The 12,695-nt window shown below is 68.2% G+C and carries 15 protein-coding genes; 7 read left to right on the top strand and 8 right to left on the bottom strand.

What is annotated here, in order from left to right:
* Positions 1-50: 50 nt before the first annotated feature.
* A complete protein-coding gene (fbaA, locus tag AC25Y0_RS09915; RefSeq protein ID WP_488123918.1) occupies positions 51-1,082 on the bottom strand; it encodes a class II fructose-bisphosphate aldolase in 1,032 nt (343 codons plus the stop codon).
* Positions 1,083-1,265: 183 nt separating this feature from the next.
* Here fbaA and glpX point away from each other — a divergent pair, with 183 nt between their 5' ends.
* Together glpX and AC25Y0_RS09905 are read left to right on the top strand one after the other, a co-directional pair.
* Complete coding sequence (glpX, locus tag AC25Y0_RS09910; protein WP_488123919.1) at positions 1,266-2,255, top strand: class II fructose-bisphosphatase; 990 nt, start codon at positions 1,266-1,268, stop codon at positions 2,253-2,255.
* A gap of 172 nt (positions 2,256-2,427) precedes the next feature.
* Positions 2,428-2,637 carry a UDP-N-acetylmuramyl pentapeptide phosphotransferase gene (locus tag AC25Y0_RS09905; RefSeq protein WP_488123920.1) on the top strand — a complete coding sequence of 70 codons (210 nt, stop codon included), beginning with the start codon at positions 2,428-2,430 and terminating at the stop codon, positions 2,635-2,637.
* Between the two features lie 3 nt (positions 2,638-2,640).
* Here the strand turns inward: AC25Y0_RS09905 and AC25Y0_RS09900 are convergent, their stop codons facing one another.
* Complete coding sequence (locus tag AC25Y0_RS09900; protein WP_488123921.1) at positions 2,641-3,957, bottom strand: DNA recombination protein RmuC; 1,317 nt, start codon at positions 3,955-3,957, stop codon at positions 2,641-2,643.
* A 75-nt stretch (positions 3,958-4,032) separates the two neighbouring features.
* Positions 4,033-4,638 carry an exonuclease domain-containing protein gene (locus AC25Y0_RS09895; protein WP_488134576.1) on the bottom strand — a complete coding sequence of 202 codons (606 nt, stop codon included), beginning with the start codon at positions 4,636-4,638 and terminating at the stop codon, positions 4,033-4,035.
* A 109-nt stretch (positions 4,639-4,747) separates the two neighbouring features.
* Here AC25Y0_RS09895 and ychF point away from each other — a divergent pair, with 109 nt between their 5' ends.
* Together ychF and AC25Y0_RS09885 are read left to right on the top strand one after the other, a co-directional pair.
* Entirely contained in the window at positions 4,748-5,821 is a 1,074-nt protein-coding gene (gene ychF / locus AC25Y0_RS09890; RefSeq protein WP_488123923.1) for a redox-regulated ATPase YchF, read from the top strand.
* The gene (locus AC25Y0_RS09885) at positions 5,814-6,173 is read left to right on the top strand and encodes a zinc ribbon domain-containing protein YjdM (protein WP_488123924.1); all 360 of its coding nucleotides are present in this window, start codon (positions 5,814-5,816) and stop codon (positions 6,171-6,173) included. The genes ychF and AC25Y0_RS09885 overlap by 8 nt, the downstream gene beginning before the upstream one ends.
* A 16-nt stretch (positions 6,174-6,189) precedes the next feature.
* Here the strand turns inward: AC25Y0_RS09885 and AC25Y0_RS09880 are convergent, their stop codons facing one another.
* Entirely contained in the window at positions 6,190-6,765 is a 576-nt protein-coding gene (locus AC25Y0_RS09880; protein WP_488134575.1) for a 1-acyl-sn-glycerol-3-phosphate acyltransferase, read from the bottom strand.
* Positions 6,766-6,774: 9 nt separating this feature from the next.
* Positions 6,775-7,431, bottom strand: a complete 657-nt coding sequence (locus tag AC25Y0_RS09875; RefSeq protein WP_488123926.1) for a YdeI/OmpD-associated family protein — start codon at positions 7,429-7,431, stop codon at positions 6,775-6,777.
* A gap of 87 nt (positions 7,432-7,518) precedes the next feature.
* Between AC25Y0_RS09875 and AC25Y0_RS09870 the strand changes: the two genes are divergently transcribed.
* Together AC25Y0_RS09870 and AC25Y0_RS09865 are read left to right on the top strand one after the other, a co-directional pair.
* Positions 7,519-8,208 carry an SDR family oxidoreductase gene (locus AC25Y0_RS09870; RefSeq protein WP_488123927.1) on the top strand — a complete coding sequence of 230 codons (690 nt, stop codon included), beginning with the start codon at positions 7,519-7,521 and terminating at the stop codon, positions 8,206-8,208.
* Between the two features lie 88 nt (positions 8,209-8,296).
* Complete coding sequence (locus AC25Y0_RS09865; protein ID WP_488123928.1) at positions 8,297-8,854, top strand: alpha/beta fold hydrolase; 558 nt, start codon at positions 8,297-8,299, stop codon at positions 8,852-8,854.
* Between the two features lie 112 nt (positions 8,855-8,966).
* On the opposite strand, the gene AC25Y0_RS09860 is transcribed toward AC25Y0_RS09865, so the two are convergent.
* A complete protein-coding gene (locus tag AC25Y0_RS09860) occupies positions 8,967-10,220 on the bottom strand; it encodes an HNH endonuclease signature motif containing protein (protein WP_488123929.1) in 1,254 nt (417 codons plus the stop codon).
* A 94-nt stretch (positions 10,221-10,314) separates the two neighbouring features.
* On the opposite strand from AC25Y0_RS09860, the gene abc-f reads away from it, so the two are divergent.
* Positions 10,315-11,955: a ribosomal protection-like ABC-F family protein gene (abc-f, locus tag AC25Y0_RS09855; protein ID WP_488134574.1), complete on the top strand. Its 1,641-nt coding sequence runs from the start codon at positions 10,315-10,317 to the stop codon at positions 11,953-11,955.
* 10 nt (positions 11,956-11,965) lie between these two features.
* On the opposite strand, the gene AC25Y0_RS09850 is transcribed toward abc-f, so the two are convergent.
* Both AC25Y0_RS09850 and AC25Y0_RS09845 read right to left on the bottom strand, forming a co-directional pair.
* Positions 11,966-12,316: a LysR family transcriptional regulator gene (locus tag AC25Y0_RS09850; RefSeq protein ID WP_488123931.1), complete on the bottom strand. Its 351-nt coding sequence runs from the start codon at positions 12,314-12,316 to the stop codon at positions 11,966-11,968.
* A 106-nt stretch (positions 12,317-12,422) separates the two neighbouring features.
* Positions 12,423-12,641 carry a hypothetical protein gene (locus AC25Y0_RS09845; protein WP_488123932.1) on the bottom strand — a complete coding sequence of 73 codons (219 nt, stop codon included), beginning with the start codon at positions 12,639-12,641 and terminating at the stop codon, positions 12,423-12,425.
* Positions 12,642-12,695 lie beyond the last annotated feature (54 nt).

Here is a 12,695-nt window from a genome sequence, read left to right as displayed (position 1 = left end):
GCGGGCCGCGGCATCCTCATGTCGGCAGGCTCAGTGACCGCCCGGAGCCGTCACGCGCCGAGACTCTTGCCGTACGAGCCGAGCTGGCGGGTCGCCGCGACGACGCGGGCGGCCATCGCCGATTCGGCGACCTTGCCCCACGCGCGCGGGTCGTACTGCTTCTTGTTGCCCACTTCGCCGTCGATCTTGAGCACGCCCTCGTAGTTCGAGAACATGTAGCCCGCGATCGAGCGGGTGAACGCGTACTGCGTGTCGGTGTCGATGTTCATCTTGATGACGCCGTTGGCCACGGCGAGCGCGATCTCTTCGTCGGTCGAGCCGCTGCCGCCGTGGAAGACGAGGTCGAGCGGCTTGGGGCCCGTGCCGAACCTCTCGGCGATGCCCTCCTGGATCTCACCGAGCAGCTCGGGCCGCAGCTTGACGTTGCCGGGCTTGTAGACGCCGTGCACGTTGCCGAAGGTCAGGGCCGAGATGTAGCGACCGTTCTCGCCGAGCCCGAGAGCCTCGACGGCCTTCGTGACATCGGCGACGGTCGTGTAGAGGGCGTCGTTCGAGCCCTCGTGCGTCACGCCGTCCTCTTCGCCGCCGACGACGCCGATCTCGACCTCGAGGATCGCGTTGATGTTCTTCAGCCGGGGGAGCAGGTCTTTAGCGATCTCGATGTTCTCGTCCAGAGGCACGGCCGAGCCGTCCCACATGTGCGACTGGAAGATCGGGTTGCGCCCGGCGCGCACTTCTTCTTCGGATGCCTCGATGAGAGGCAGCACGAAGGTCGGCAGTGCTTCTTTGGGGCAGTGGTCGGTGTGCAGCGCGACCGTGATCGGGTAGTTCTTGGCGACCTCGGTGGCGAAGCGGGCGAAGGCGAGCGCGCCGGCGGCGCGGGCCTTGACCGTGTGGCCCGCGAAATAGTCGGCGCCGCCGGTCGTGACCTGGATGATGCCGTCGGACCCGGCTTCGGTGAGCCCCTGGAGGACGGCGTTGATCGTCTGCGAGCTCGAGACGTTGATGGCGGGGTAGGCGAAGCCGCCGGCCTTGGCTCGGTCCAGCATCTCGGCGTATTGGTCGGGGGTGGCGACGGGCATGAGTGCTCCTTGCGGTCGGTCGGCTCCTGCTTACCTCTGACTTTAGCGAAGGGACCCGACGGGGGGAGGGGGGTGACGCTCTGCTTCGGCCTGACCTGTCGTACGTGAAAGTTCGTGGATTCCTTCGCTGGTCGGTCCCGGAAACGGCGAGGGTTCTCGTTCCGCCTGGAATAGGCTGGCGCCATGGTGAGTCTGACCGCCGACATGAGTCCGCTGCATCCCGACCGAAATCTCGCTCTCGAGCTCGTCCGTGCGACGGAGGCCGCCGCTATCCGCGCCGTGCCCTTCATCGGGCGAGGCCGTAAGGAGGATGCCGACGGCGCGGCCGTCGATGCGATGCGCGCCTTCTTCACAACGGTGAACTTCGACGGCACGATCGTGATCGGCGAGGGCGAGAAGGACGAAGCCCCCATGCTGTTCAACGGCGAGCGGGTTGGAAACGGCCGTGGGCCGAAGTGCGACGTCGCCGTCGACCCGATCGACGGCACGTCGCTGACGGCTGCGGGTCGGAACAACGCCCTGTCGGTCATCGCGGTCTCGGACAGCGGCACGATGCTCGACGCCTCGACCGTGTTCTACATGGACAAGCTCGTCACCGGCCCGGCCGGTGTCGGAGTCGTCGACATCCGTCTGCCGATCGGTGAGAACATCCGACTGCTCTCGAAGGCGCTCGGAAAGCCGATCGACGAGATGGTCGTCTCGGTGCTGCACCGCCCTCGTCATGAGCAGCTCATCGAAGAGATCCGCGAGGCCGGCGCCGGCACGCGACTGATGTCCGATGGCGACGTCGCCGGTGGCATCAACGCGGCGCGGCACAACTCGCGCACCGACATGTGCGTCGGCGTGGGCGGAAGCCCCGAAGGCATTGTGACGGCGTGCGCCATCAAGGCGCTCGGTGGGCACATCCAAGGACGCCTGTGGGCGCGTGACGATGATGAGAAGCAGCGCGGCATCGACGCGGGACTGAAGCTCGGTGACCACGTCTATGAGGCCGATGACCTCGTGCGCGGCAACAACACGATCTTCGTCGCGACCGGTGTCACCGATGGTCAGCTCGTCGCCGGCGTGAGCCGCGACGACAAGTACGTGTACACCGAGAGCGTCGTGCTGCGCGGCGCTTCGGGCACACTGCGGCGCGTGTCATCGGAGCATCTCGTGTCGAAGTGGCTCTGATCAACCTCTGATCTGGGGTTCCTCGCGACGGACACCGGACGCCCGGTGTTGCTGGTGTGACTAACGTGGTTTCTGTTGTGTCGCTTTACGGTTTTTCTCGGGCGCGTCTGGCACAATCGGCAGTGGTGTCAGCGACGACACGTCGCTGTTCCCCGATTTCAGGAGGCTCTCGATGTCACCGCAATCAGGCACCACCGGTCCGCCGACCGGAGCCCACGCCGTCGTAGCCGACGCTCTCGATCCCGCCCGTCGGCCGGATGTCCTTCTGCGCGTACGTCGCGACGAGGGTCATGAGATGAGTCCCTGGTGGATGATCGGGGCCTTCGTGTTCGTCTCGACGGCCGTCATCGCGCTGTTGAGCTTCGTGCCCGGCGGGGCCTGAGGCTCACTCGGGCAGGGTCAATCGCTCGCGCAGCTCACCGACGTCCGCCCCGGCCGCCGCCGCGTCGCGCGTCGTTTCGACCCCGTCGGCTGTGCCGAGTCCGTCGAGGAGTTCGGGCGCGGTCAGCCGTCGCGTCGACTTGTCGATCACGGCGGGAGGCGATGTGGCGTCGAGCTTGGTCTCGTCGATCCCCGGGAACCGCCGTGCCGTGACGAGCACGCGTGACTCGAGGGAGCCTGCGAACTTGTTGTAGCTGTCGACCGTGCGCTCGATCGCCCGGCGCAGGTCGTCGGCGTGGCCGGCGAGCAGCCCCAGTCGTTCATAGAGCTGGTTGCCCAGATCGAACAGGGCGCGGGCTTCGTGTGTGACGTCTTGCTGAGTCCACGCGTAGGCCACCGTCTTCAGGACAGCCCACAGGTTGACCGGAGACGCGAGTGCGACGCGCTTGGCGAAAGCGTGGTCGAGCAGCGCGGGGTCTTCTTCGAGCGCGGCCGCCAGCAGCGATTCGCTCGGCACGAAGCAGACGACGAACTCGGGGCTCGAGGTGAGACCCGCCCAGTACGCCTTCTTCGCGAGCGCGTCGACGTGCCCGCGGACGGCCTTGACATGCTTCTCGAGCAGCGCGCGTCGTCGTGCGGCTTCGGGCCCCTGCGCCGTCAGGGGGATCGCGCTCGCCTCGAGGTAGGCATCGAGCGGCACCTTGGCGTCGACGGCGATCGCCTTGTCGCCGGGGAGCCGGATCACCATGTCGGGGCGGCCCGTGCCGGCATCCGATTCGATCGTGGTCTGCAGGTCGAAATCGACGTAGCGCATAAGGCCCGCGGCTTCGACGACACGACGCAGCTGCGTCTCGCCCCACACGCCACGGGTCGCCCCCGAGCGCAGGGCGCTCGCAAGCGACTCGGTCGTCGCGCGCAGCACTTCGTCGGACTCGTGGGCGCGACGCAGCTGCTCGGCCAGGGCGCCGAACTGCGAGTGCCGGTCGCGTTCGAGGTCGTCGACCTTGGACTGCATGCTCTGCAGGGACTCCTGCACGGGAGCCAGTGCGCGCAGCACCGCCTGTTCGCGTCGCTCGCGCTCTTCGCGGGCGGCCTGGTCGCTGCGTGTCTGCGTCGCGAGCTCGCGGTACAGCGTGTGCTGGTGGTCGAGCTGCGCCTGCACGCCTTGTCGCGCCGCATCGGCGGCGGCGAGCTGGGCGCGAAGTGCTGACTGGTCGCGCATCGCCGTGGCGGCGCGGCGCATGCTGCCCCCGAACCAGCCCGCGAGTGCCCCGAGCGCGAGGCAGCCGATGACGACGAGCGTGATGCTGAATGCGTCCATGCACCCATCGTGCCGTGGGCCTCGGACATCGCCGCGCTGACGGGGCGGTTTCGGGCTCCCGCCGGGAACGAGCCGTCAGGCGACGATCGCGACGGCTCCCGCCGGATCCGCCGCGACGGCGATCTGTGACACCCGGACGCCCGCACCCACGGCGAGCGCCTCGATGTCCGACGCACCCACCCGCCGGGCGGCGTCGATCATGACGTGCGCGCACGCGAGGGCATCGGCCGTCGCGTTGTGGTGGCCGAAGTCGGCGAAGCCCGCTTCGGCGGCGACGAACGGAAGGCGGTACGACTCGAGCTGATACACACGGCGCGCGACCTGCAGGCTGCACGCGTAGCGGTACGGCGGGCATTCGTCGCCCGTCGCTTCGCATGCCCGGCGCAGCACGGCCATGTCGAAGCCGGCGTTGTGGGCGACGAGGATGTCGGCTCCCGCGAAGGCTGCGAGGTCACTCAGCTGCTCGCTCCATGTCGGGGCATCCGCGACGTCGTCGGCGCAGATCCCATGGATGCGGGTGTTGATGTCGAAGAACGAGTCGTGCCCCGCGGGCGGGCGGATGAGCCAGCCGGTCTTGGCCACGACCTCGCCGTCGCGCACTCGTACGAGTCCCACGGCGCAGGCAGAGGCGCTGCTGGAATTCGCCGTCTCGAAGTCGATTGCGGTGAAATCCAGGGGCACCGAACCACCCTCACCCGACGCCTCTGACCCGATCGTGAGGCGCGCCGACGCCCGTCTGAAACGACGGGCGGAGGATTTCGTCGCACCCGGCGACGTAGACTCGATGCCCGTGGCTCTCACTATCGGCATCGTCGGCCTGCCCAACGTCGGCAAGTCCACTCTCTTCAACGCCCTCACCAAGAATCAGGTTCTCGCAGCGAACTACCCGTTCGCGACGATCGAGCCGAACATCGGGGTCGTGAACCTGCCGGATCCGCGACTGCAGAAGCTCGCCGAGATCTTCGGCTCCGAGCGCATCCTGCCCGCCGCCGTGTCGTTCGTCGACATCGCCGGCATCGTGCGCGGCGCGAGTGAGGGCGAAGGGCTCGGCAACAAGTTCCTCGCGAACATCCGCGAAGCCGACGCGATCGCGCAGGTCGTGCGCGGCTTCACCGACGACGATGTCGTCCACGTCGAGGGCGGCGTGAACCCCCGCAACGATCTCGAGACGATCAACGCCGAACTGCAGCTCGCCGACCTCGAGACCCTCGAGAGGGCCATCACGCGCTACGAGAAAGAGGTCAAGGGTCGCAAGCTCGACCCCTCGGTGCTCGAGGCTGCGCGCGCCGCGAAGGATGCGCTCGAGCGCGGTGTGCTGCTGTCCGCGTCGGGCCTCGACCTCGAGCCCATCAAGGAACTCGGCCTGCTCACGGCGAAGCCGTTCATCTTCGTCTTCAACGTCGATGAGACGGTGCTGACCGATCCCGCGCGCAAAGCCGAGCTCGACGCTCTGGTCGCACCGGCGAAGGCTGTCTTCCTCGACGCGAAGATCGAGTCGGAACTGATCGACCTCGACCCTGAGGATGCCGCCGAGCTCTTGGCATCCACCGGTCAGGAAGAATCGGGGCTCGACCAGCTCGCGCGCATCGGCTTCGACACGCTCGGGCTTCAGACGTACCTGACGGCGGGCCCGAAAGAAGCGCGCGCCTGGACGATCGGCAAGGGCTGGAAGGCGCCGCAGGCCGCTGGTGTCATCCACACCGATTTCGAGAAGGGCTTCATCAAGGCCGAGGTCATCTCGTTCGACGACCTCGTCGAGACCGGCTCCGTCGTCGAAGCCCGCGCAAAGGGCAAGGCGCGCCTCGAGGGCAAGGACTACGTCATGCAGGATGGCGACGTGGTGGAGTTCCGCTTCAATGTCTGACGCGCTGCCGCCCTGCCCGGAGTGCTCCGAGGCGTACACGTATGAGCAGGGCGCGCTTCTGATGTGCCCCATGTGCGGTCACGAGTGGGCGGCGGAGGCCACAGCCGATGTGGATGCTTCGCCCGTCGTCAAAGACTCCGTCGGCAACGTGCTCGCCGATGGTGACACCGTGACCATCGCGAAAGACCTGAAAGTCAAGGGTGCGGGTGGTGGTGTCGTGAAGGTCGGCACGAAGGTCCGCAGCATCCGTCTCATTGAGGATGGCGTGGGCGACCACGACATCGACGCGACCGTTCCTGGCTTCGGGCGCATGCAGCTCAAGTCGAGCGTCGTGAAGAAGGTCTTGCCGTAACCGAGGGATTCTCGGCCTACGTGCCGGTCTCTTCGCGCAGCCGCGGCTCGACGCGGTGCTCCGGCCGCACACCCGCCTTGTCGGCGTAGAACGCGCGGATGCGGTCCATGTCGGACGGCACGTCACCCGTCAGCTCGATCGTCGGTCCGAGGCCGGAGGTCTTCGTCGTGCGGTCGACGAATCCGAGGGTGACGGGCATCCCGGCTTCACGGGCGATGCGGTAGAAACCGGACTTCCAGTGAGTGTGGCCCGAGCGTGTGCCATCGGGCGTGACGACGAGGCCGAAGACATCGCCCGAGCGGATGCGGTCGAGCACTTCTGAGACGACCTCGGCGGGTGCATCCCGGTCGACGGGGATGCCGCCGAGTCGTCTCATGATGGCGCCGCGCCATCCGTGGAAGAGACTCTTCTTGCCGAGCCAGCGGAAGTGCATGTCGAGGCGCCAGGCGATCGCGAGCATGAACACGAAGTCCCAGTTCGAGGTGTGGGGTGCGCCGATCAGCACGGTGGGGCGGTCGGGTGCCGGCTCGGTGACGAGGCGCCACCCGCTGAGGGCCCAGAAGGCGCGGGCTAGGAGGCGTCGAACGAACACAGGTCTAGATTATGTTCTCTCGCGACGCTCGCCGTGTGAGGGTGTCACGGACGCATCTTCGCCGCCGTCAGCACCGCGCTGCGCGGTGTGGACGCGGACAGCGACGAGCTTCGCGACGAGTTTCTCGATGCGCCGCTCGAGTGTCGCGGGGGTCGCCGCGATGAGGAGCGGATGCAGCGCGCTGTAGCGCTCGGACCGGCTCAGCGCAGAGAACGCGGCCCGTGCCTCTGGCTCTCTGTCCAAAGCGGCGACCAGGGCCGCGGGCGGCTCGGCGTCCGCCGAACCGGCGTACGCGCGGTCCCAGCGGCCGTCGGCCTTCGCGCGCTCGATCTCTGCCACCCCGCGCGGGCGCAGACGACCTTCGGCTTCGAGCCGCGCGACGATGCCGACATTGCGCTGTGACCAGATCGAGCGCGCACGGCGCGGAGTGAACCGCTGGCGGTAGACGCGCTCGTCGATGGATTTGCTCTGTCCGTCGATCCACCCGCTGCACAGCGCTTCTTCGAGCGCCGCCGGATACGTGACCGAGGTCGGTGATGCCACGCCCTTCTTCGCGAGCATCAGCCAGACACCGTCGGAGTCGTGCTCATGAGCGATCAACCACTCGCGCCAGGCGTCGGCGTCCGCGACGACCAGCGGAACAGGCTCAGTCTCGGGAGTTCCCATGGGAGTCACTCTGCCAGGCGAGGAGGACAGGATGTGTCCGCGATCGACCCGGGGGCCGCACGGATACGCGTGTGTGACGATGGATGAATGTCAACGCACTTCTTGACCGGCGCCGGCTCCGGGATCGGCGCGGCGCTCGCCGCGCGCCTGCTCGCGCGCGGAGACGACCTCGTGCTGCTCGCCCGGGATGGGCAGCGGGCGCTCGAGCTCGAGGCTCAGTTCCCCGGGTCGCACACCGCCGTCGGCGACCTCTCGCACCCCGCCGGCCTGGCCGACGCGCTGTCGAACCAGGAGTTGCCCGCACGGATCGACACGCTGTTGCACATCGCCGGGGTCGTCGATCTCGGTGCCGTCGCCGACATGCCGACGGCGCTCTGGGAGCGCCAGCTCACCGTCAACCTCATCGCTCCCGCCGAACTCACGCGGCTGCTGCTGCCGGCGGTGCGCGCGGCGAAGGGGCAGGTGCTCTTCGTCAATTCGGGGGCCGGACTGCGTACGTCGCCGGAGTGGGCGGCCTACGCGGCTTCGAAGCACGGGCTCAAGGCGCTCGCCGACGGCCTGCGCCACGAGGAGGCGACGCACGGTGTTCGCGTGACCTCGGTCTATCCCGGGCGCACGGCGACCCCGATGCAGCAGCGGGTCTACGAGCAAGAGGGGCGCGAGTACGACACGACAGGCCTCATCGACCCCGCGTCGGTGGCAACGAGCATCCTGGCGGCGCTCGACCTGCCACGCGACGCGCAGGTCGTCGACGTGGCGATCCGTCCGGGAGTGTAGGCCGCGGGCAGACGCTTCCCGAGAATCGGTGAAGGCGCCGGCCTAATACCCTTGAGGAAGGCCACGCCACGCGAGAGGACTCCCACTCATGACAGACACCCAGATCTTCGAGCCCGAGGGCCGCAGCATCCCGTTCGTCGAAGAGGGGGAGGGCCCCGTCAAGCTCGTGCTGCTGCCCGAGTCGGAACAGGACGTCCTCGCTGTCGTTGCGCACTACCTCGCCGAGGAAGCGGGATTCCATGTCATCCGGATCGGCGTTCGGGCGGATGCCGACACGCTCGACGAGCGGGTGCGTGATGTCGTCGCGGTGCTCGATCACCTCGGCGTGGACGACGCCTGGATCGGCGGGCACGGTTTCGGTGGCACGGTCGCGCGGGCGGTCGTCGCGGCGCACGGCGACCGGGCGAACGGGTTGCTTCTTCTCGGGGTCGAGGAGGCGGCCATCCCGCTCGCTCCGGTGATCCCGGTCCTGATCGTGCAGGGCGACGGCGACGAAGTCACGGTTCCGGCCAACGGCGAGCGCCTGCAGGCCACTGCTCCCGAGCGTGCCAGCGTCAAGACCGTCGAGGGCGCCGGGCACCTCTTTCCGCTGACGCACCCCATCGAGACCGCGGTCATCATCGAGGAATATCTCGACTGGGACTGAAGAGCAGCAGCTGCCGATCAGAACGGCGCGGGTGGTCCGTCGTCCGGTCGGAAATGCACACCGAGGGATGGGGGATGGTCGAGGTAATCGCGTCCCAGGGGTGAGGTCCATCTCAGTACCCGTCGGCGAGCTGTTCGACTTTCCACGGGGTGAATTGCTTCATGCTGTGGTGCCGTTGGCATAAGTGAGCGAGGTTGCAGACGTCGGTGGGCCCGCCCAGCGCGGCGTCGACTGTGTGGTCGACTTCGCAGCGAATGGCGGCAAGGCGACAGCCGGGGAAACGGCAGTGTTGGTCGCGTGCGCGGAGGTAGCGGTCGATGGCTGTCGTGCGCGGGTAGGTGTCGACGTGAAGGACGCTGCCGGTGATCGGGTGAGTGAGGATGCGTTCCCACGGGGTGCGTGTGGTGGCGGCGAGTTCGCGGGCGGTGACAGGGTCGATGGGGGAATGGCCGACGAGGTCGGCCGCTGCGGTGTCGGAACCGAGAAGCGTGAGCACGGGAACGACGATCTGAACCTTCGCGCGGATGGCGCCGAGCGTTCCGGGCCCGTCGTCGATGCGGGTGGGGTCTGCGCCGGGCGCGGAGGTGAGGAGCATGTCGGCGAGCAGGTCGCTGCGTAGCTGGTTGATCGAGCGGGTGTCGGAGGCGATGACTCGAAGCCGGAGGGTGTCCTCATCGATCGGCGTCTCTCCTGCCGTGCCGCCGACCCGTTTGCGCGCGTCGGCGATGCTGCGGGCTTGCTGGGTGAGGCGGTCGTAGATCGCATCGGCAAGGAGCGAGGGCAGGGTCGCGCAGAGGTCGGACATGCCGTCGCCGACCGGCACGATCCGGACGGTGCGTCGTTCGGCGGCGTCGGCGTGCCGTTCGGCGAGGGTGCGGGGGTGGAGATGCTCGGCGAGGAGCTCGAGTTCGCGGCACACCCGCCCGGGCGTTTCGACCGCGCACCGGCGCAGCGCTTCGTGTTCGAACGCCCCTCGCTGCTCGGGTGGCAGGTGTGCGCCGGTCTCGGTGATGACCCGGACGTGCGCGCGGGTGATCGCGCCTGCCTCCCACATCTGCAGGGTCGCGGGGTAGTCCTCGACCACTTCGGTCGCATCGCCGATCTGGCGCTGCACGGATCGGTCGGTGACGCGCAGCACCCCGGCGACCTCGGCAGCGATCGACCGGAGCACCATGTCGTGCTCTCGCACGCTGGCGCGACTGCGCGCAGCCTGCGTGCGGGCGAGGTGGCCCGCACGGGCGAGTGCGCGGGTCTGCGCGGCTTGAGCTGCGGCGATCAAGACCTGCGTCTTCTCGACCTCGGCGACGATCTCGGCCAACTGTGCGCTGGCTGCGTCGGTGAGGCCGATCACTTTGTTCGAATGCATGTTCTAATGTTACGAAGGGGCTCCGACATCGCCGGGCGGGCGGGTGCCCGGGCCGAGACGTTTGAGAGGTCGCCCGAGCTGAGAGGATTGGGCAATGACCGCAACCCTTGTCGCACGTGGAATCGCGGGCGGCCACGGCCATCGCACGCTCTTCGATTCACTCGATCTGACCGTGGCGCCCGGAGATGTCATCGGTGTCGTCGGCGCGAACGGTGCCGGCAAATCGACCCTGCTGCGAATCCTCGCGGGCATCGACGAACCGCAGGCCGGCAGTATCTCACTCGCACCGACCGACGCCTTCGTCGGGTGGCTGCCGCAGGAGCACGAACGGATCGCCGGTGAGACGGTCGCCGAGTACATCGCGCGTCGCACGGGGTGCGCTGAGGCGACGAGAGACATGGATGCCGCCGCCGCCGCTCTCAGCGACGGCTCCGATGCCGCGGCATCCGATCTCTACTCGGCGGCGCTGGAACGCTGGCTCGCGAGCGGGGCGGCCGATCTCGATGAGCGAATGCCGCCGCTGCTTGCCGATCTCGGGCTCGAGGTCGACGGGGACGCGCTCATGACGGCGCTTTCGGGCGGCCAGGCGGCGCGCGTCGGACTCGCCGCGCTGCTGCTCTCGCGCTTCGACATCGTGTTGCTGGACGAACCCACGAACGACCTCGATCTCGACGGACTCGCACGGCTCGAGACGTTCGTGCAGGGACTGCGCGGCGGCGTCGTGCTGGTCAGTCATGACCGCGAGTTCCTCGCACGGTGTGTGACACGCGTGCTCGAACTCGATCTGGCCCAGAACTCGAATCGCGTGTTCGGCGGCGGGTACGACTCGTATCTCGAGGAGCGCGCGACGGCTCGTCGCCACGCCCGCGAGAAGTACGACGAGTTCGCCGACAAGAAGGCCGACCTGGTCACGCGGGCGCGGGTGCAGCGCGAGTGGTCGAGCCAGGGCGTGCGCAACGCGATGAAGAAGGCGCCCGACAACGACAAGATCCGGCGCAAGGCCGCGACGGAATCCAGCGAGAAGCAGGCGCAGAAGGTGCGCCAGATGGAGAGCCGCATCGCGCGCCTCGACGAGGTCGAGGAACCGCGCAAGGAGTGGCAGCTCGAGTTCACGATCGGGTCGGCTCCGCGCTCGAGCACCGTCGTGTCAACGCTCAGCGGCGCCGTGTTCCGGCAGGGCTCGTTCACCCTCGGCCCTGTGTCGCTGCAGGTGAACGCGGGGGAGCGCATCGGGATCACGGGGCCCAATGGCGCCGGAAAGTCGACACTGCTGCGCGCGCTGCTCGGCACGCAGCAGCCCGATGCGGGCACGGCGTCGGTGGGCGCGAACGTGCAGATCGGCGAGATCGATCAAGCCCGTTCGGCGTTCGCAGACGCGCAGCCGCTCGCCGATGCGTTCGAGTCCCTCGTTCCCTCCCTGGCGTCGGGCGAGGTGCGCACGCTGCTCGCGAAGTTCGGGCTCAAGGCCGATCACGTGCTTCGCCCCGTCGCGGAGCTGTCGCCGGGCGAGCGCACCCGCGCCGCGCTCGCGCTGCTGCAATCACGCGGCGTCAACGTGCTCGTGCTCGACGAACCGACCAACCACCTCGACCTGCCCGCGATCGAGCAGCTCGAGCAGGCGCTCGAGTCATACGACGGCACGTTGCTGCTCGTGACCCACGACCGCCGGATGCTGTCGACGGTGCGCACCGATCGACAGTGGCGGGTCGAGGCCGGTCAGGTGACCGAGCTCTAGCTCCCAGCCGCTACCGACCTTGACGCTTTTTGTACGGCTTGGGCTGGCCCTTCACGACCGGTGCGCGGCCCTTGCCCTTCGAGGCTTTCGCCTTTCCGCCGGCGGGCGCGTTCCGCTTCGGTTCCGAGGTCGGGGTCTCGGCTGCGCGGCGCTTCGCCTCGTCGAGAAGGAGCATGCCCGCATCGGTGAGTACCCACCCCGACTTCGTGCGGTTGATGATCGGATGCCCGACCTCGGTCTCGAGTCGCTCGATCGAGGAGTGAAGTGCTGCGAGCGGGATGCCGAGAGTCGCGGCGGCGCGCGGGACGTAGAGGTCGTCGGCGACGAGCGCCTGAAACCGCTGCAGGTCGATGATCTTCACTCGGGAGCTTCCGTTCGTCCGCCGGGGGTCCCCTCCATGGTGCCCTACGAAGCGAGTGTCCTTCGCCGAGGACATGACCCCGCGCCGCGCACGGGCGTGGCAGGAGTCAGAGCGAGACCTCGGTCTCGATGTCTTCGGCGAGATCGTCGACGGCTTCGGGCGGCAAAGCGATGCCGGCGGCATCCAGTCGCTGGCCGAGCAGGTGGTTCACGTCGTCGGACACGTGGCCGTGGCGGATCTCGTCGGCCACCTGCTCGACGACGCTCTCGATCGCTTCGGCTTGGTCGGGGTCGAGAGCATGACGGTGGTTCGCGTGGCTGGTCATGCCGTCACCTTGGACTCACGCGCATGCGCGGCGCACCCCCTTGACGATCGCCGA

The sequence above is a fragment of the Microbacterium sp. Y547 genome, assembly GCF_057669785.1.
This window is presented reverse-complemented; position numbering and strand designations above follow the sequence as displayed.